Source organism: Streptomyces sp. NPDC037389, from assembly GCF_040636475.1.
GTDB classification, from domain to species: Bacteria; Actinomycetota; Actinomycetes; order Streptomycetales; family Streptomycetaceae; genus Streptomyces; species Streptomyces hesseae.
In genome coordinates, this window is the sequence record NZ_JBEZUS010000006.1 from 57,634 (window position 1) to 75,043 (window position 17,410).

Here is a 17,410-nt window from a genome sequence, read left to right on the forward strand (position 1 = left end):
CCCTGCTCAAGGGGGAGGTGTGGCCGCCGGCGCCACGTCTTCCCCCGCGGGTCGCGGGTGGGCGGCCAGCCAGTGCTGGAGTTCCTGGTGGCGGAACTGGTAGGCGGGGCCGGACAGCCGCATCAGTCCTGCCTCGCAGGCCCAGTCGAGGAAGACACCCGGCCGTGAGGGCAGGATCTTCTCCCAGCGGGCGCAGAGGAGGAAGGCGAGGTACCTCCGGCCCGCTCCGCCGCTCATCGTCAAGGCGCCCACGAGGCCCATGGACAGGCCTACCGGTGTGCCGAACATCGTCCCGAACGGGATACCCAGCATCAGCCCGTAAGCGACCCCTTGCACAGACCGTGCGGCCAGGTCGTCGAAGACGAGGTCACCGGGGCGCGCGGCCCTCGACGGCGTACGTGTCATCGCGCCCGACAGCAAGTACAGGACGACCAGTGACACCCCGGACGCGAGGCCGGCCGGAAGCCCGTAGTAGACCGTGAAGAAGACCCCCGACCCGAGCCCGCAGACGAGGCTCAGTCCGATGACCCAGGCGAGGGTGCGCCTTCCGGACCGGCCGCGCAGGCCTCGCATATGCAGCCGGTGCGGCGCGCCGGCCTTCTTGCCCGTCGCCCCGCACCACACGAGGTACGCCCCGAAGGCGACGGGGGCGGAGATGTCCGCCCGGCACGGCAGGCTCAGGATCAGGGGGACGAAGAGCGTGTAGAAGCCCGCGGCCAGGAAGCCGTCGAGTCGGCGGACCCGTTCGGCGCCGCCCATGGGCCACAGCCGGTGGAGGGCGATGTCCGTCCTGTCGCGCGCGGTCCGTTCGCGGCTCGCCTCGCCGTCCGGGTTCTCCAGGTGACGCGCGAGCCGGTGGAGCCAGTGGTGGACCCGCTCGGGCGTGTACTCCGGGTACTCCGGGTGGAGAAGCGCCGACGCCGGCACGAAGCGGGCGAGCAGGTCCGCGTCGAGTCGTCCGGGGGTGGGGTGGCCGAGCAGCTCCGACGGGTCCCCGGACATACGGTAGACGGTCGCGACCAGGCAGAGCCGCCAGGGCGTCGAGAGGGTTCGGGCCAGGGTCCCGTCCGGTTCCCGCTCCAGGGCTTCCAGCAGGCCTCGCCAGCGGTCGGGGTCCGCGGTGCGGTCCTTCAGATACGCGTGGGCGTCGGCCGCGGGTACGGGGTCGACCTCGATGCGGGCCGCGTCCAGCAACTGGCCGCCGTCCGCGCCGGGATGCGTGCCGAACGCCTCGTAGTGGTCGGTGCGGCAGGTCAGGACGACCGGGCCGAGCCGGCTCCCCTCCCTGCCCCGGTATGTGTTCAGCGCGGCCAGGACGGACCGGGCCCTGGGCGCTCCGGGATCGGGGGTGCCGTCTTCCCGAAGCGGGTCGAGTTCGTCCAGGCCGTCGAGCACCGGCAGCACCAGTCTTCGACGGACCAGTTGAGCGGCCTCCTTCGGCGTCATGTCGTAAGTCTCGGAGAGCTGCTCCGTCAGGTATGCGTCCAGGCCGGTGTCCGTGTTCCAGCGGGAGAGCGACAGGCGCACGGGGACCGGTTCGTTCGCTTCGAGCCGTTCGAGGAGTTCGGTGACGAGCCCGAGGGCCAGCGTGGTCTTGCCCGCGCCGGGCAGCCCGGTGATCAGCAGCCGGCGGGGGTCGATACGGCGGAAGTAGCCGACGACGTCGGGGGTCTCCGTGCCACCGGCGTCGTTCTCGTGGGTGTGGTCGGGGCCGGCGCTGTGGGCGTGGTCGGGGCCGGCGCCGTGGGCGTGGTCGGCCCCGAGCAGCCGTCCGGAGGTCGCCGCGCCGACGGCCATCCGGCCGGCCGTGGGGTGCCGGGTGTAGGAGAGGTCGATCCGCTTGACGTCACCGCCGACCAGCCGGTGCCACTGCTCGCATTCGCTGTCGTGCACCGCGCGCGCCAGGACGGCCAGCCGTTCCCGGACCGGGTCGCGTGGAACCGTCACGTGCTGGACGACCTTGCCGATCACCCTGGCCATCACGGAGCCTTGCAGGTGAACGGCGGAATGCTCCGGTTCTTCCCCGGGGCCGGTCAGCGCCGGACCGGCCCCGGGTCCGTAGGGTTTCCCAGGTTCACCGTGCCCGAGATGTCGCGGGCGATGAGCGAGGAGTTGTCCGCGCGCACCTCGACGTTCCCGCCCGCAGTGATGAAGCCGTCGCCCGCCGGGGCGCCTCCCGCGGCCTTCCGGTGACGTTCGAGCTCGCCGACGAGGCGGTTCAGCCGGTCGGCGAAGTCCTCGTCGGCCTCCATGGCCTCTTCCAGGGCCAGTTCCATGTGCCGGCGGGTCCGCTCGGTGGGTTCCTCGCGGCCCGCTTCGACCTCAGCCTCCATCCGCCGGACGGAGGAGTCCTCTCCCAGCCGGGCGCCGACCAGATCGTGCACCCGCGCCATGCCGGCGTCCAGCACCCGGTCGGCTTCCGCGTCCGCCGCGCCGGCCACCCGCCGCACCTTGCGGAACGCCCACGCGGCGAAGTACCCGACCGCTATCTCCACACCCGTCATCGAACCCCCAGAGCCAGGAACCGTAGATGGAGACGCATTCAAGCGGCTTGTGGGGCGACAGCACGGCGGTTTGGCCGAATCCGGGGGAAGGCGAGATCGAGAAAGGTTTCTGCGCCGCACCGTGTCCCGCCGGTCAATCGGCGCCCTCAACGGTTCCGGGCTTCTCGACGACCGTCTCGTCCGGCCCGACCGGGCGACCGTCGCCGGCGCGGATCTCCAACGGGCCCAGCGGACGCCCGGTCCGGCGGTCGAGGAGCCGCGAGTGCGCCTCCCCGGGCTCGAAACAGTGGCTCTCGCCCCACTGGCGCAGCGCGACGACGACGGGGAAGAGGGCGCGCCCCTTTTCCGTGAGCACGTACTCCCGGTAGGAGCTGCCGTCGGAGGCGGGCGCCGTTCTCATCACCCCGGCCTGCTCCAGCACGCGCAGCCGGGTGGTGAGGATGTTCTTGGCGACGCCCAGGCTGCGCTGGAATTCCCCGAAGCGGCGGCTGCCGTCGAAGGCGTCGCGCACGATCAGCAGCGACCACCAGTCGCCGATGGCGTCGACCGACCGGGCGACGGGGCAGGGATCGGCGTCGAATCGCGTACGGGCGACCATCGGGCCCGCCTCCTTCACAACACATCCGGCAACACACCTGGTTGCAACATGCTACCAGGCGCCCTAGAGTCTCCGATAGGTGGCAAGTTGCAACCACCATCAGGAGGATGCCGCATGCCGAACAACTGCTCGACGGCGGGAAATCGGACGACCGCGCACACCGCACTCGCACCGGACGGACCGCCGCCCACCCGCCTGGTCCTGCTCTTCGCCGTCGCCTGCGGCAGCGCGGTGGCCAACGTCTACTTCGCCCAGCCCCTGCTGGTCACGCTCGGCGAGCGGTTCTCGCTCGGTTCCGGCCTGCTCGGCGCCATCGTCACGGTCACCCAACTCGGATACGCGGCGGGCCTGTTATTACTCGTCCCGCTCGGCGACCTGGTCGACCGGCGGAGGCTGGTCACGCTCCAGCTCGGCCTCCTCGCCGCCGCGCTGCTGGCCGTCGCGTCGGCGCCCGGGACCGCCGCCCTGTTCGCCGCCCTCGCGGCGGTCGGCGCGCTCGCCGTCGTCGCCCAGACGATGGTCGCCGCGGCGGCCTCTCTCACCGCTCCGGCCTTTCGGGGGCGAGTCGTCGGAGCGGTCACCAGCGGGGTGATCACCGGCATTCTGCTGGCCCGCACGGTGGCGGGCATACTGGCCGACCTGGCCGGATGGCGCGCCGTCTATCTCTGCTCGGCCGCGGTGACCGCCACCCTCGCCGTGCTCCTGCATCGCACCCTGCCGGCGAGCCGACCGCCGACGGCCGATCTGCCGTACCGGCGCCTGCTGATATCCACCGTCACCCTGTTCGCCCGCCATCCCCTGCTCCGGATACGCGGCACGCTGGCGCTCCTGGTCTTCGCGGCCTTCAGCACCCTGTGGAGCAGCGTCGTCCAGCCCCTCAGCAGCCCACCGTGGTCGCTGACGCACACCGCCATCGGCGCGTTCGGGCTCGCCGGAGCGGCCGGGGCACTGGCCGCGGGAAAGGCCGGCCGCTGGAACGACCGCGGTCTCGCGCAACGGACCACTGGTGCCGCCCTGGGACTGCTCGCGGTGTCGTGGCTCCCCCTGGCACTCACCCGGCAGTCGCTGTGGGCGCTGGCGATCGGAGCGGTCCTCCTGGACTTCGCCGTCCAAGCCGTGCACGTCACCAACCAGTCCCTCGTCTACACGGTGCGCCCGGACGCGGGAAGCAGGATCATCGGCGGCTACATGGTCTTCTACTCGGCCGGCAGCGCCCTCGGCGCCGCCGGCTCCTCACTGGCGTACGCGGCGGCCGGATGGACAGGGGTGTCCGTCCTGGGGACGGCATTCAGCTGCGCCGCCCTCGCGCTGTGGGCGACCACGCGGAACGCCCACAGCCGGGCCGCGTCTCGCCTTTCACGACGGAGAATCGACCTGTAGTCCCATTGCTCTCGCCGGCAGGCAGGGCCGCAGGTCCCCTGCGGTCTTTCGCCGGACCGCCGTACGGCGAAGGTCACGGCATCGCGGGAAGCCCGTTTGCGGCCCAGTACTACGGAACCGTACTATCCGGAAACGTGAAGTCCGAAAACGTGCCACCGGAGCGGTCCGCGCTCCTCGCCCTGCAACGCGCGACCCATGCCACGCTCCAGCTGATCGCCGCCGAGCTCGTCGACCTCGACCTGACCCCCTCCGAGATCAACGCCCTCGCCAACCTCGCCGACGGACGCGGCCGCACCGTGTCCGAGCTCGGCGCCGCCACCGGCACCCGGCCCACCACCCTGACCGGCGTTCTGGACCGCCTGGAACGGCGCGGCCACATCACCCGCGGCACCCGCGCCGGGGACCGGCGCTCCGTGCTGATCGAGCTGACGCCCACCGGCCGGCTGACCGCCGGCACCATCCAGCAGACCCTTACCGCTCTGGAGCGGCGCGCCCTGGAGCGTCTCTCCCCCGCCGAGGTGGCGGGCTTCCACGCCGCCCTCCGGGCCCTGACCGAGGCATCCGCATGAACACACACACGACCGGTCCCGACGCTCCCTGCGCGTTCACGGAACTGATGCGCGAGGCGATGGCGGGAGCAGACCGCTTCGGCCACCGCCAGCACGTCCGGCTGACCTGGCTGGCGGTCCGCCGGTACGGCACCGCCGCGGCGGTGGACCTGGTGAGCGACGGCATCCGCCGCGCCGCCGCCGGCGCGGGGGCGCCGGAGAAGTTCCACGTGACCATGAGCCGGGCCTGGGTCGAGCTGGTCGGACACCACACGACCGGCGAGGACGACTTCGAGTCCTTCGCCGCACGCCATCCGGAACTGCTCGACAAGGAGCTGCTCACCCACTTCTACCGGCCGCGTACGCTGGCCGACGCCACGGCCAGGGCCGGCTGGGTCGAGCCCGATCTGGCCCCCTTCCCCTGGCAGCCGGCCGGCTGACTTCCGGACCGGCCGCCCTGGAGCGGTGGCCTGCGGCGCGATGCCCGGGCGCGGCTCTCAGAGCCAGGTCGAAGATGATCACCGCCATCGTGCGGAGCAGCGCGGCCAGGGCAGCCGCCCGGAACGTCACGTACGGGCTGGGAGCGAACGCCGACGCCGTACCCGCCACCGTCGCACAGATCGCCGCGGCATCCGCCCACTGGACGGGGCACTGAGGGGCTTCCCGCGCATCGTCCGGAAAGCCCCTGCCCAACGGGCCGGACGGTGCCTCAGGTCGTGTACCAGGACTGGTTGGTGCCCTGGTTGCAGTCCCAGAGGATGACGGCGGCGCCCACCCACCAGTTGCCGTTGGCGATGGTCAGGCACCTGTTGTAGTTGGGGTTGCGCAGGCGGTCGCCGTACCATTCCCACTGCTGCGGGGCCCCGCCGTAGCAGTCCCACATGTTCAGGGCGGCACCGTTCTCGGCGTTGCCGGCGACGACGTCGAGACACCGGTTGCTGACGTCGCTGCGGATCGTACGGCCGTCCCAGTACCAGCGTTCCTGCGGCGAGCCCTGGCAGTCCCACATGTCGACGAGCGCGCCGATGCCGGTGTTCCCGGCCCGGACCTCCATGCATCTGTTGTTCATCTTCGACGCGATCATGAAACCGACTTTGACCGGCGGCTTCGCGGCCTTCACCCCGGCTTCCGCCCCGGTCTTCATCCCGGTCCCCGCCGTGGCGGACGCGGCCGAAGTCGTGACCAAACCGCCCGCGACCAGTACCAAGGCCGCCAGCGACGTCGGCAGACGTTTCGACATGCGCACGGGTGCCTCCAGATGTGAGGTGACGATGGGATGCGCGTCGTGCGTCGTGCGAAGGGCACACTACGGGCGGAAGCCCGCCTTCGTGAGGGCAGAACACGCCGCCCGGGCCCCCGCCACGGCGGTCGGAGCACCGCCGTATCCGTCCGCACGGCATCACGGCGCGATACGACAAGGCCGCCGCCTCGCCACGAGGCAGCGGCCTTCCACCCGGTCCGGATCGCTACTGCTTGACTATCGCGAGGTATTCCTGGGCTGCGTCAAGGGTCGCGAACGTCTTGCCGTCTTTGAGGGTGTGGGGCTCCACGGGCTGGTTCTTGAGCTTCTTGACGGCCCAGGTGCAGAAGTTCCCCCAGTCGTTCTCCAGATCGTTTATCAGCGCGCGCTCACCGACGGATCCTCCGGTCCAGCCGGCGGCGACCAGCGCGTCGATCTTGGTGAATCGAGCGGCTTCGCTGGCCTCCTGGACAAGGACGAGGAGGGCCTTGGCGGCTTCCCCGCCGTCGGCCGGCGTGGACATCAGGTTGATGACGCTCTGCTTGGTGTTCTCCCTGCCGAGAACAACATTGAGACGCGTGGCCTTCCCGCTCGCGCGGCCTTCGAGGGTGCCGTAGGCCCCGTCGTACTTGAGCGGGTCCTGCTTCGTGTCCTTCTTCGGCATGTAAACGGGGTTGGTCTTGCCTTCCTTGATGGAATGGAAGGTGTTGTTCTGCTCCGTGTACCAGCCCACGACGTACAGGTCGCTGGCACGGACGACGAGGTCCACGGAGCCCTTGGCCGTGGTCAGGCGTACGGGGAAGAGGTCCTTGGTCGCCCCCGGGTCGAGCGCGTACATCCTGTCCTTGAAGACCTTGCCACCGGTGGCCCTCAGCCGCAGATCCTGGACGAACTTGCGGTAGTCCTTGGCAGTGGCCTTCTCGGTGTCCAGAACCGGGTTCGGGTAGGCGACGGCGGCCTGGGCCGCCGGGGGCGCCATGACCGCCGGCCCGGCCGGCCCCGGGGCCGCGAAGGCGGCTCCGGTGGCCATGACGGCGGCGGCCACGGTCGTGGCGGCGATGACGGCGGCGTTGGCGGCGTTCAAAGGACGGCGTGGCACACGCATGATGAACTCCTACGGGAAATCTTCAGCGAAAGAGCGAAAGTTCGAATATCGCGATGTCTTTGCGACAAGCGACAGCCGGAAGAGGCACGCCGGAGGAAGCGTTATCTGGCGCACTCCCACACGATCGCCTGCGTACCGGAACTGGTGCTGTTCTCCGGCATGTCGAGACACATCCAGACCGGAGAGCCGCCCGGCGTGGCACCGCTGATCCACCAGCCCGCGTCAGCGGTGATGTTGTCGGTGTCCCACCACTTCTGGTTGCCGCCACCGAGGCAGTCCCACTGGACGATCTTTGCGCCCTTGACCGCCCTGCCGCCTTCGATGCTCAGGCATTTGTTGGAGTAGGCGTTACGGAGCTGGATGTACGTTCCGTTGTCCGTCGCCTCGGCCTTCCACAGCTTCTCGGCGGCCGTGCCACAGTCACCCTGGACGATGGGAGCCCCGTTGTCGGGCGAGCCGCCCTTCGCCTTCAGGCACATGTCGCTGTGGACGTTGGCGATCTCGTACTTGTCGCCCTTCTTGCGCAGCTTCCACAGCTGGTTCCCCTGCAACCCGGCCAGCTGCTGGGCCGCGCCGGCCTCCGGTTGCGCCTGCTGCGCCGCACGCGGGGCGTCCGGTACGGCCGTGCCGGACGCCCCGGCGGCGGTGGCGGGCAGGGCGAGCCCCGCGGTGATGCCCGCCGTGGCGAACAGCACGGCCGCGGAACGCCGGACGGACCTGCGCGCAATCGTCATCATGGTGGTTACCCCTCTCCCGCGAGCCGTCGGCGGCTCGCACATGTCCGGTGGGAAGGCGCCGGGCTCCGCACTCGGACCGCAGTCGGTGCGGCGGCCCTCGGCGGCGCTGCCCGGCGCGGCTCCCACGATGCCCGGCAATCGAGCCCCCGGGCATCGTGGAAGACCACGAACACAGCGGGTCCACAGCCGGCGCACACCGACGGCAGCGGCCTCGGGATCAGGCGAGCGCGGTCATGTCCCGCGCGACGGGAGAGGACGCGGCAGGGGAGGAAACGGCGCCCGCCCCGTCCAAGCGGGACGCCAGCTGGGTGCGGCGTGTCACGCCGAGCTTGCGGTAGGCGTTGGTGAGGTGGGTCTCCACGGTGCGGCGGGCCAGATGGAGCGCCGCACCGATCTCGGCGTTCGTCCGTCCCGTGGCCGCGAGATCGACGATGCGCCGTTCCGCGACGGTGAGCGCGGCGCTGCCCATCGTGGCACGGTTGGTCCTGCGGGAGCCCCCGGTGCGCAGAGCGTTCTCGGTGGCGCGGATCAGACGTCCGTTGACCGGAGGGGCGGCGGTGGCGTCCGCGGCCTGTCGGTACCCGGCGGAGACCGGGTCGGGGGCGAGGAGCCGCAGCGCCAGGGCATGGGCCTCGTGCAGATCGTCCCGGCCCTTGCGGCCGTTCCCGGCGTCGATCCGCGCGTGTCCCAGGTCGAGCAGGGCTTCGATGAGTTCCGCGGGTGCCGGTGCCTGTCTCAGCACGGCCACCGCCTCGTGCAAGGAGTCCAGTCCCCGGCGGCCGCCCATGGCGGCGCCGTGGGCCCGCAGTGCCCGGCCGACCGTACGGGGAGTCCCCCAGGTCCGCGCGTGGCGCAGTTCCTCCTCGGCGAGGTCCAGGGCCCTCACCGGCTGTCCGAGCCTCACGAGGGCGAGGGCCGCGCCGGACCGCCACGGCGTGGCCACAGGGCTGACGAAGTCGCGGGCGCTCTGCCCGCGGCCGCAGGACAGGTAGCCGTCGAGGGCGGCCTGCCAACTCCCCTCGGCCATATGCATATGGGCCTTGGCATGACGCAGTTCGTTCCATTCCCAGGAACTGTCCGCACTCACCTCGTCGAGGGCGGCCACCAGCTGCCGGGCATGGGCACGGTGGCCGAGCTCGTAGTGGGCGAGTGCCACCATGGACACCAGGTGGGGCATACGCAGCCCTTGCCCGGTACAGGCGTCGAGGAGCGGGGTGTTCTCCGCGACCACCCGCCGGAAGTCGCCGATCCACAGGGCCGCCTCGGCCCGTACGCTGATCAGGCACTGCTGACCGATGTCCGTCAGGTCCGGGAGCACGGGCGGCGCGGGAAGGCACTCGTCGGCGAGCGCGCGTGCCTCGTCCAGCCGGTCGGCCCACTGCGACAAGGTGGCCGCGCTGCCCAGCCAGCCGGTGCGGAGCCGGGGCTCCACCGGCGCCTTCAGCCGTGGCAGCACACGGGCCATGGCATCGGCCGCCGACAGCTCGCCGGCCCCCACCTCGTACTCGGTGACCAGGCCGCAGGCGAGCGGCTCGATGGCGGCGGGGGCCGTCGCCGCCAACTCCCGCATGCGGGCGACGGCGTTGCGCCAGGCGATCGCGTCATGGGAGGCCATGAGGGCAGCGGTGCTCTGAAGCACGCGGACGAGCTCGTCGTCCTCCACCGCACTGCCCGCTTGGCGCATGACGTGCATGGCGGTTTCCGTACGGCCACGGGCCACGAGCGCCGCGCCGAGAGCGGGTGCGACGGCCGCGCGTTCATGGCCGTCCGCCTGAAGCTCCAGGGCCGCGCGCAACCTGCGGATGCCGGCGTCGACACTGTGGGGCAGCTCCAGGGCGGCGAGGCGCAGGGCGAGACCGGCGCGGCGGCCGGGGGCGAGCGGAGCGGTGAGGGCATGACGGAGGAGGGTGGTGGCTTCGTCGGTCCGGCCGTCGCGGACGGCGTCCTCGGCCGCGTCCTCCAAGGACTGCGTCATCCACTCCTCCCCGGGCCGGTCGGTGTGGAGCAGATGAGCGGCGACATGGGTCGCGGGCGCGCCCTGTTCGTCGAGCAGACGGGCGATACGGCGGCGCAGCGCGTCCAGTTCGGCGGGTTCGGCGGCCGCGAGGGCGGCTTCGCGTGCCAAGGGGTGGGAGAAGAGACGGCTGAGGCCGGGCGCGTCATGGCTGTCCGGGCCGAGGTCGGCGGCCTCGTGGAGCAGTCTTCCGCCGAGTGCCGCGGGGCCGTCCCCGGCGACGGCGAGCGCCAAGGAGACCCGGCGCGAACGCGGGGTGGCCCGGACCCGTAACCAGTGGCCGATCGCGTCCCGGTAGCGGCGTCCGGCCAGGTCGGACAACCGGCTGGGCGGCGGGCCCTCGCGGAGGTCGGCGAGGAGGGCGTGCACCAGTTCGGGATTGCCGGCGCACGCCCGGACGCACAGCTCGGCCCGGTCGGCGTCATGCTTCCGGGTGCGTGCCGGGCCGGCGAGCGCGAGGCGGGTGACGGTCGCGGGGCCGAGCGGGCGGAGCGTCACGGACGTACCCGTCGCGCCGGGTAACGCGGTGGCACCCTTCTCAAGGCTCTTCTCATGGCACTCGGTGAGGACCAACAGCACGGACAGGCCCGTCAGCCGCCGGGCCAGGTAGCCGATCCAGCGCCGCGACACCGTGTCGGCGTCGTGCAGGTCGTCGACGGCCAGGAGTACGGGCCGTCGGTCGGCGGCCCGGGCCAGGGAGGTCACGAGGGAGTGGAAGGTCTGCTGTTCCTCGGCGGCCGGCGGGTTCATGAAGGGGATGTCCTCGGCTTCGATTCCGGCCTCGAAGAAGATCAGGCGTACGAGCCCGAAGGGGAACGCCGACTCCTCCGGGGAGCAACGCGCGTGCAGGACGCGCATGCCGCCACCCACCGCCTCCCGCCGTACCACTTCTTCCAGCAGGGCGGTGCGGCCCATGCCCGTCGTCGCGCCGACCATGAGCCAGCGCCCATTCCCGGAGCGTGCGGACTCCGCGGCCCTCGCCGCCTCCGCCAACACCTCGTCCCGTTCGAGAAGCACATTGCCCACGCTCAACCCTTCGCCTAGGTCATACGACCTCGTTCGACGTACCCCCCTCCGATGAATGATGGACGGGTAGGGATGACCAGGAAGGATACGTACCGGTCACACCTGCACGGGAAATATGCGATTTCAGCCATGCCGGCGTGGCCTTTCACGAACCCGCTGCCCGCACCCTCAGACCACCGTCGGGACCGGGCTCGGCGCCGGGCATCCCGTCGGACAGATCTGGCCCAGCCGCGTGGCCACGCGCCGGGCAACCGGTTTGGCGGCACCTGGACGGCGGGCCAGTCGTCAGTGCGGCGGAGCGAGGTCATAGGGTGCTCGCTCGTGATTGAACCTTCCCCGCACCTCCGTACGACGGCGGACGCCTACGACGCAGTCGCCGTCCGCTATGCCGAATTCGTCCGTGGTTCGCTCGACGCCCTCCCGTTGGACCGCGCGGTGCTCGCCGCGTTCGCCGAGCTCGTGCGAACCTCCACCGCCGGGCCCGTCGCCGAGCTGGGTTGCGGTCCCGGCCATATGACCGCGCATCTACGGGAACTGGGACTGGACGCCTTCGGCATCGACCTGTCGCCGGTGATGATCGATCTCGCCCGTGAGGCCCACCCGGATCTGCGGTTCGAGGTCGGTTCCATGGATGCCCTGGACCTGGCCGACGGTGAGCTGAACGGCATCGTCTCCTGGTATTCGGTCATCCACACCCCGCCGCGGGACGTGCCCTCGTACTTCGCGGAGTTCCGGCGGGTGCTCGCGCCCGGTGGCCATCTCCTGCTCGCTTTCTTCGAGTCGGAGGACGAGCCGGTCACGGCTTTCGATCACAAGGTGACGACGGCCTATCGATGGCCGATCGACGACATGGCGGAGCTGGCCGGCGAAGCCGGATTCCACGAAGTCGGCCGAATGCTTCGTGAGCCGCGCGAGGACGAACGATACCGGCGGGGGCATCTGCTGATGCGCATGAACGATCAGTAACCACCGCGCGCACGCCCTTCCGGGGGCCTTGGCGCGACCAGAGCGCGCCGGGGATCCTACCCACGGGGAAGTCGCACTCTCACGCGCCGAGACGTCGCCGGCTCAAGGCAGCGGCCTTGTCGGCACGTCGCGCGAAAACGTCCTCGCGGCGGTCGTCCATCTGCCGCAAAGCGTCCTTGCGTTCCCGCTTGGAGAGCCGGTCGAGATAGGTGTGGCCGACGAGATGATCGGTCTCGTGTTGCAGGCACCGGGCGAAGTATCCCGTCCCCTCGATGACGAGAGTGTTGCCGTCCCTGTCGAATCCACGAGCGACGGCACGATCGGTACGGGGAACCGTCATGACGGCGCCGGGCACGGAAAGGCAGCCCTCGGTGTCGTCGACGAGCCGGCGCTCCCCCGGTCCGGGCAGGTCCAGAACCGGATTGATGATGTGGCCGACATGCCGGACCCCCTGGTCGTCCGGGCAGTCATATACGAACAGGCGCAGATCGACGCCGACCTGATTCGCTGCCAGGCCGGCGCCGTCGGCCACATGCATCGTCAGGAACATGTCGTCGATCAACGCCGACAGTTCCGGCGTCCCGAACTCGGTCACCTCCCGGCACGGACGGCTCAGCACCTCCTCGCCGACCACCGTGACCCGGCGCGCCGAACCCCGCTCCGCCTCCGGCGGCAGAACCGGATACGAGTCGACAGGGCGGCCCTCCACACGGACCCGCCGATCGGCGATATGGGACGGATCGTGACGGACGGGCATCGCTGTCTCCTCTTCTTGCCAACTTCTTTGCAAAGTAGCAGACTTTGCAAAGTGACTGAAGAAGATCTCACCACCCCATCCGGCCGGTCCGCCAGGGCGGGTGAGGGGTTGCGGGAGCACGAGGTCCGCTCGGCCCTCCTCGATCTGCTCGCCGAAGTCGGTACCCTCACGGCGACCGAAGCGGCCGTCCGGCTCGGCTACAGCTCCGGGCTCTGCTCGTTCCACCTGCGACAGCTCGCGCGGCACGGACACGTCGAAGAAGCCCCTCACAACGGCGGCCGGGCTCGCCCTTGGCGCCTGCGTCGGCCCGCTCCGGCAGCCATGGGCGTCCCGTCCGCCGAAGGCTTCGGCGACCTCGCCCGCGGACTTGAGGACGAGAGCTGGCAGCGCTGGCTCGGCCGACGCGACCAGGCGCCGCCCGAATGGCGCCGGGACGAGGCCTTCAGCGCCGTCGCCTATCTGACGCCCGAGGAGATGAGCCGGGTCGCGGAGACCATCCGGCGAGCGCTCGCCCCCTACCAGGACCGCGAGCAACGCCCACTGGCCCGCCCCGCCGACGCCGCCCCGGTGGCGCTGATCACCAGGCTGTTCCCCCTGCTTCCCCACGCGGCGAAGGAGGCGGACCAGCCCGAAGGAGCCGACGACCCGGCTTGAGGCAACACCACGACGTCGCGCCGCCGTGCCCGTCGGCCGCTGTCGCCCGCCATGCCGGCGCCGCGCCGCATCTGTCCAGATCACGCGCTTGTCGGAGCTCATGGAGAGCAGGAGAGTAGGTCGCGATCACCTCTGCCGAGGCAGATACGGACGCAGTGCAGATTGATCAGCAAGGTCGAGGTCTTTTGGGGGCGGCGGAAAGGAAAGGGCTCGTTATGAGCAGACCCAGGTCTCGGGCGCGCCGAAGAGCGTTGGCGATGTTGCCGGGAGTCACGTTGAGCGCCCTTCTGGCCAACGTATCGCCCGCGTCGGCTGTCGGCGCCGAGGAGTTCAAAGCGTTCAACATGTGGTTCGACGTCACCGCGCTGTCCAACACCAATGAATGCATTCCCTCATGGGTCACGGCCCGCTACCGGGACCCCGCGTCCGGCAGCGACACGTGGACCAGGCTCGTCCGGACCAACAACAACGGCTGCGAGACCGACCCGGAGCGTCTCCAGAAGTTCGGCGACTTCCAGAACACCTGGAGCAGGGTCAACCTGTTGGGCGGGCCGAAGCCGGGGCAGCACCTGTTCTGGAAGGACCTCACGAGCCTGACGCTGACCGTGATCACTCCGAATACCCCGCCGGGGCGTCAGAAGTGCGTGAGCGTCAATAAATTCGGCATCTGGGCGCTGGACACGAACAACTACTGGCACGAGCTGGTCAATGAGCAGTTCGACTACGTCTTCTGCGACGGCCGCAACGACCTTGAATTGTTCGTCAAACACTGAGCTCTGCCCACGACCCCTGCCGCCTGCCCGGAGCCGGTCGTCACCGGTCCGGGCAGGCCTGCCGAATCGGGCCAGGGTATTGGTGGCTACCCGCGCAGGAAGCCGTCCCCATGTGTGGCGATGTGGGCTTCCAGGGCGTTGAGGGCCTCCTGCGTCGCGTCGGCCGTGCCTGATCCGCGCTTCTCCGCGTAGTAGGCCGCGCCGAGCTTCTTCAGCAATTCCCCTCCGCCCCGTTGAGCCTGCACCTCTTCCACTTTCTCCTTCCCTTGCGCGAGAGCCTGCTGGGCCTGCTCCTTGGCCCTGTCGAGGAATCCGGCCATGTCTACCTCCACGTCAGTGTGTGGCCATCGCACCGGGTCCGGTCGGACACAATGCGAACTTGATCTGACCTTCCCCATTCGGCGGACGTGAGAACCAACATCGGATAGGGCGTCACACGCCTGGCCCGGGCTCCGCACGGGTTCGGGCCACGAAGGGGCGGGAGAGGACAGTAATGGCGACGGACACCGTGGCCAGAGCTGTGATCGCGGTCCCGGGAGTGAGGTATTGCGCGACGCCACCGGCAATGGCGGCTCCGATGCCCTGCCACGTCATCCGACCGGCGGACTCGACACCTTGGACCTGGCCTCGGACCGGATCCGGGGTCGACGCGAGGAGCTGCTCCTGGAGCGGCAGGGTGGCCGCGAATCCGGCACTGGCGACGAACACCGCGGCCGTCACCACCAGCGTGGGCGGGTGGACGGCGAACAGCAGGTACGGGGCGGCGAGCAGCAACCGGAGAGCGAACGCACAGCGGCGTCGCTGGTCAGCCGTGAGCAGCCGCCCCACAGTCAGGTCTCCGAGGAGCATGCCGGCCGAGCCGGCGGCCAGAAGGGCGCTGGCGAGGCGTGGGTCATAGGAGATGAACAGTGCTTCGCAACCAACGATCAGTCCGTTGGGGACCCACAGGTTCAGCAGTAGCGCCCGCCGGCCGGAGCGGGAGAAGAGCGCGATGTTCGTCGTCCAGGTCTGTCGCAGTCCGGGGCGACGGGTGAGCCGGATCGAGCGTTCCCGGATGGTCGCCGCCACGACGACCAGCCCGGCTCCGGTCAGAGCCGTGGCGACGACGAAGACTTCTCGCGGACTCAGATGCCGCAGCAACACGGCGCCGATGGCGTAGCCGAGGACGGCCATGCCACCCGAGGTGATGTTCATCAGCGAACGTGCCGGCGCGTACGCGGAGTTCGGTATCACTTCGGCGAGCAGTCCCATCCGCGTGCCGGTCTCCAGGGACTGGAAGAAACCCACGACCAGCAGCAACCCGAACCGGGCGGCGAGCGGCAACCCCGGAACCGCCTGTGCGGCGGCCCCCGCCAGTGAGACGCACTGGAGCGAAAGGAGGGTCCGGCGCGGACGGCTCCCGTCCGCGACCGACATCAGTGTCAGTGCGCCGAGCACCGTGGCGAACGTGGCGCCATACATGCTCACGGCCGTCAGAAAAGGGGATTGCGTCTGGCGGTTGACCAGCGTGCCGAGCGCGAAGCCCGACAGGGTGCTCGCGGCGACCGTCAGTGTGAGGCCGACGTACAGGCCGGCGAACTCACGGTTGCGCAGTAGGGCGCGGTAGCTGGTGGTGGGAGGCGTAACGGGTACGGATGTGTCGGAAGGCATGAAAAAAGCCTCCGAGCGCACCCGTCGGGGCGCCGAAGGCCAACGCGTTCATTCTAGCAGTCGGTGCGGTCGGTCGGCCTGGGGGCGATGCCATCGGCCATCCGCACCGCCCCGCACCGCCCCGCACGGCTCAGCGGCACAATGCCGTGTCCACGACCTTCTCCACGCGCTTCATGGCCGCCTCGTCGGCCGGCTTGCCGGTCACCGCGACGTTGGCGGCGCGGCCGTCGTCGGTGGCACCGCCCCGGGTCTCGTATCCGGGGAGGTCACCGCCGTGACCCCAGTACACACCGTCGCACGACAGCGGCCTGCTCACGATTCCCAGTCCGTATCGGGCACCGGGGCCGAAGAGGCTTTCGGCGGGGACGGTGGTGCGCATCTGGGCGAGCTGGGCGTCCGGGAGGAGACGCCCGCCCAGGAGCGCGGTGAAGAACCGGTTGAGGTCGGAGTTGGTGGAGATGATCCCGCCTGCCGCCCAGGCCCAGGAGGGCTCCGTCTCCGTGACGTCGCGCAGCGGTTCGCCCGCCGACTCCCGGTAGTAGCCCTTGGGATGGGGCTCCCGGATGGTCGCGTCGCCGGATGCGGGGAGGTAGGTGTGGCGTAGCCCGATGCGCTTGACGATGCGCTGGTCCATCTCCGCCGCGAGGGCGTGGCCGGTGACCTTCTGGATGATCAGGCCGGCCAACAGGTAGTTCGTGTTGCTGTACGCCCATTTCGTCCCGGGGGCGAAGTCGGCCTTGTGCTGGAGGGCGATGTCGAGGAGGTCGCGGGGCTCGTAGTAGCGGGGCTGGAGGTCGTACTTGGTGTAGTTGGGGAGTCCGCTGGTCTGCTGGAGGAGCTGGCGGACGGTGATGTGGCGTCCGTCGATGTCCTCTCCGCGTACGAGGCCGGGGAGGTAGGTGTCGATCGGCTCGTCGAGGCCGATCTTTCCTTCGCCGACCAGTTGCAGCACGATCACGGCGGTGAACGTCTTGGTGTTGCTGCCGATCCGCACCTGACCGTCGACGGGCACCTTCGCGCCGGTGGCCAGGTCACCGACCCCCGCGGTGTAGTTGCGGGTGCGGCCGTCGCGGTCCTTGACTCCCGCCAGCGCGGCGGGCATACCGTCGGCCTTCACCAGCGCGTTCAGACCCTGCTGAACGGTGTCCGGCCTGGCGGTGGCGGCGGATGCCACGGAGGGGGCAAGGGCGCCCATCGTCATCACGCCGACGGCCACGGCGACCGCGGCCGGCACGGCTCTGCGCCGGTCACCACCGCCCCGCCGCCGCCCGGATGAACGTAACGTGCTCCATGCCTGCTCACGCATGAGTCAACTCCTGTGGAATGGACTGGAATGGTTGGGAAATCAGCGGTACGCGCTGGACCCAACACTTCCGGATGCGGCAACCCGCGGCGATCCTGCTAGCCGCCCCACCTCAAGTAGGGCTAACCCCCGGCACGGCCCGCCCCGCGCCACAC

At 70.3% G+C, this 17,410-nt stretch carries 18 protein-coding genes; 7 read left to right on the forward strand and 11 right to left on the reverse strand.

The window, feature by feature from the left end:
* Positions 1-6: 6 nt before the first annotated feature.
* From AB0E98_RS14730 to AB0E98_RS14740, 3 genes are all read right to left on the reverse strand, one after another.
* A complete protein-coding gene (locus tag AB0E98_RS14730; RefSeq protein ID WP_361702209.1) occupies positions 7-1,980 on the reverse strand; it encodes an NACHT domain-containing protein in 1,974 nt (657 codons plus the stop codon).
* A 53-nt stretch (positions 1,981-2,033) separates the two neighbouring features.
* Positions 2,034-2,495: a hypothetical protein gene (locus AB0E98_RS14735; protein WP_361702211.1), complete on the reverse strand. Its 462-nt coding sequence runs from the start codon at positions 2,493-2,495 to the stop codon at positions 2,034-2,036.
* A 142-nt stretch (positions 2,496-2,637) separates the two neighbouring features.
* Positions 2,638-3,102, reverse strand: a complete 465-nt coding sequence (locus AB0E98_RS14740; RefSeq protein ID WP_361702213.1) for a helix-turn-helix domain-containing protein — start codon at positions 3,100-3,102, stop codon at positions 2,638-2,640.
* Between the two features lie 114 nt (positions 3,103-3,216).
* On the opposite strand from AB0E98_RS14740, the gene AB0E98_RS14745 reads away from it, so the two are divergent.
* The 4 genes from AB0E98_RS14745 to AB0E98_RS14760 all read left to right on the forward strand — a co-directional run bounded on the left by AB0E98_RS14745 (position 3,217) and on the right by AB0E98_RS14760 (position 5,685).
* Positions 3,217-4,482 (forward strand): MFS transporter, encoded by a 1,266-nt coding sequence (locus AB0E98_RS14745; RefSeq protein ID WP_361702215.1) that lies wholly within the window; start codon positions 3,217-3,219, stop codon positions 4,480-4,482.
* Between the two features lie 134 nt (positions 4,483-4,616).
* Positions 4,617-5,051 (forward strand): MarR family transcriptional regulator, encoded by a 435-nt coding sequence (locus AB0E98_RS14750; RefSeq protein WP_361702216.1) that lies wholly within the window; start codon positions 4,617-4,619, stop codon positions 5,049-5,051.
* Positions 5,048-5,470: a hypothetical protein gene (locus tag AB0E98_RS14755; RefSeq protein WP_361702220.1), complete on the forward strand. Its 423-nt coding sequence runs from the start codon at positions 5,048-5,050 to the stop codon at positions 5,468-5,470. Before AB0E98_RS14750 ends, AB0E98_RS14755 begins: the two co-directional genes overlap by 4 nt.
* 74 nt (positions 5,471-5,544) lie before the next feature.
* On the forward strand, positions 5,545-5,685 hold the full coding sequence (locus AB0E98_RS14760; RefSeq protein WP_361702221.1) for a hypothetical protein: 141 nt from the start codon (positions 5,545-5,547) through the stop codon (positions 5,683-5,685).
* Positions 5,686-5,739: 54 nt separating this feature from the next.
* Here AB0E98_RS14760 and AB0E98_RS14765 read toward each other — a convergent pair whose 3' ends face one another.
* The 4 genes from AB0E98_RS14765 to AB0E98_RS14780 all read right to left on the reverse strand — a co-directional run bounded on the left by AB0E98_RS14765 (position 5,740) and on the right by AB0E98_RS14780 (position 11,152).
* The gene (locus AB0E98_RS14765; protein ID WP_361702223.1) at positions 5,740-6,114 is read right to left on the reverse strand and encodes a ricin-type beta-trefoil lectin domain protein; all 375 of its coding nucleotides are present in this window, start codon (positions 6,112-6,114) and stop codon (positions 5,740-5,742) included.
* Between the two features lie 382 nt (positions 6,115-6,496).
* The gene (locus tag AB0E98_RS14770; protein ID WP_361702225.1) at positions 6,497-7,375 is read right to left on the reverse strand and encodes a ribosome-inactivating family protein; all 879 of its coding nucleotides are present in this window, start codon (positions 7,373-7,375) and stop codon (positions 6,497-6,499) included.
* A gap of 101 nt (positions 7,376-7,476) precedes the next feature.
* On the reverse strand, positions 7,477-8,112 hold the full coding sequence (locus AB0E98_RS14775) for an RICIN domain-containing protein (RefSeq protein ID WP_361702226.1): 636 nt from the start codon (positions 8,110-8,112) through the stop codon (positions 7,477-7,479).
* Between the two features lie 217 nt (positions 8,113-8,329).
* Positions 8,330-11,152 (reverse strand): LuxR C-terminal-related transcriptional regulator, encoded by a 2,823-nt coding sequence (locus AB0E98_RS14780; RefSeq protein WP_361702228.1) that lies wholly within the window; start codon positions 11,150-11,152, stop codon positions 8,330-8,332.
* 321 nt (positions 11,153-11,473) lie between these two features.
* Here AB0E98_RS14780 and AB0E98_RS14785 point away from each other — a divergent pair, with 321 nt between their 5' ends.
* Positions 11,474-12,118: a class I SAM-dependent methyltransferase gene (locus AB0E98_RS14785; RefSeq protein ID WP_361702229.1), complete on the forward strand. Its 645-nt coding sequence runs from the start codon at positions 11,474-11,476 to the stop codon at positions 12,116-12,118.
* A gap of 79 nt (positions 12,119-12,197) precedes the next feature.
* Here the strand turns inward: AB0E98_RS14785 and def are convergent, their stop codons facing one another.
* Positions 12,198-12,875: a peptide deformylase gene (gene def / locus AB0E98_RS14790; RefSeq protein ID WP_361702231.1), complete on the reverse strand. Its 678-nt coding sequence runs from the start codon at positions 12,873-12,875 to the stop codon at positions 12,198-12,200.
* Positions 12,876-12,926: 51 nt separating this feature from the next.
* Here def and AB0E98_RS14795 point away from each other — a divergent pair, with 51 nt between their 5' ends.
* Both AB0E98_RS14795 and AB0E98_RS14800 read left to right on the forward strand, forming a co-directional pair.
* Positions 12,927-13,529 carry an ArsR family transcriptional regulator gene (locus AB0E98_RS14795; RefSeq protein WP_361702232.1) on the forward strand — a complete coding sequence of 201 codons (603 nt, stop codon included), beginning with the start codon at positions 12,927-12,929 and terminating at the stop codon, positions 13,527-13,529.
* Positions 13,530-13,804: 275 nt separating this feature from the next.
* Positions 13,805-14,302: a hypothetical protein gene (locus AB0E98_RS14800; protein ID WP_361702234.1), complete on the forward strand. Its 498-nt coding sequence runs from the start codon at positions 13,805-13,807 to the stop codon at positions 14,300-14,302.
* 86 nt (positions 14,303-14,388) lie between these two features.
* Here AB0E98_RS14800 and AB0E98_RS14805 read toward each other — a convergent pair whose 3' ends face one another.
* The 3 genes from AB0E98_RS14805 to AB0E98_RS14815 form a co-directional block, all read right to left on the reverse strand.
* Entirely contained in the window at positions 14,389-14,622 is a 234-nt protein-coding gene (locus AB0E98_RS14805; RefSeq protein WP_361702236.1) for a hypothetical protein, read from the reverse strand.
* A gap of 112 nt (positions 14,623-14,734) precedes the next feature.
* A complete protein-coding gene (locus AB0E98_RS14810; RefSeq protein ID WP_361702238.1) occupies positions 14,735-15,952 on the reverse strand; it encodes a hypothetical protein in 1,218 nt (405 codons plus the stop codon).
* A 130-nt stretch (positions 15,953-16,082) separates the two neighbouring features.
* Positions 16,083-17,258, reverse strand: coding sequence for a serine hydrolase domain-containing protein (locus AB0E98_RS14815; RefSeq protein WP_361702240.1), 1,176 nt, complete (start codon positions 17,256-17,258; stop codon positions 16,083-16,085).
* Positions 17,259-17,410 lie beyond the last annotated feature (152 nt).

Bases quoted from the DNA above. Each gene is read 5' to 3' on its own strand.
- AB0E98_RS14745 (WP_361702215.1), top strand. From the start codon at position 3,217: ATGCCGAACAACTGCTCGACGGCGGGAAATCGGACGACCGCGCACACC.
- AB0E98_RS14740 (WP_361702213.1), bottom strand. From the start codon at position 3,102: ATGGTCGCCCGTACGCGATTCGACGCCGATCCCTGCCCCGTCGCCCGG.
- AB0E98_RS14805 (WP_361702236.1), bottom strand. From the start codon at position 14,622: ATGGCCGGATTCCTCGACAGGGCCAAGGAGCAGGCCCAGCAGGCTCTC.
- def (WP_361702231.1), bottom strand. From the start codon at position 12,875: ATGCCCGTCCGTCACGATCCGTCCCATATCGCCGATCGGCGGGTCCGT.
- AB0E98_RS14810 (WP_361702238.1), bottom strand. From the start codon at position 15,952: ATGCCTTCCGACACATCCGTACCCGTTACGCCTCCCACCACCAGCTAC.
- AB0E98_RS14770 (WP_361702225.1), bottom strand. From the start codon at position 7,375: ATGCGTGTGCCACGCCGTCCTTTGAACGCCGCCAACGCCGCCGTCATC.
- AB0E98_RS14815 (WP_361702240.1), bottom strand. From the start codon at position 17,258: ATGCGTGAGCAGGCATGGAGCACGTTACGTTCATCCGGGCGGCGGCGG.
- AB0E98_RS14765 (WP_361702223.1), bottom strand. From the start codon at position 6,114: ATGATCGCGTCGAAGATGAACAACAGATGCATGGAGGTCCGGGCCGGG.
- AB0E98_RS14775 (WP_361702226.1), bottom strand. From the start codon at position 8,112: ATGATGACGATTGCGCGCAGGTCCGTCCGGCGTTCCGCGGCCGTGCTG.
- AB0E98_RS14730 (WP_361702209.1), bottom strand. From the start codon at position 1,980: ATGGCCAGGGTGATCGGCAAGGTCGTCCAGCACGTGACGGTTCCACGC.
- AB0E98_RS14755 (WP_361702220.1), top strand. From the start codon at position 5,048: ATGAACACACACACGACCGGTCCCGACGCTCCCTGCGCGTTCACGGAA.
- AB0E98_RS14760 (WP_361702221.1), top strand. From the start codon at position 5,545: ATGATCACCGCCATCGTGCGGAGCAGCGCGGCCAGGGCAGCCGCCCGG.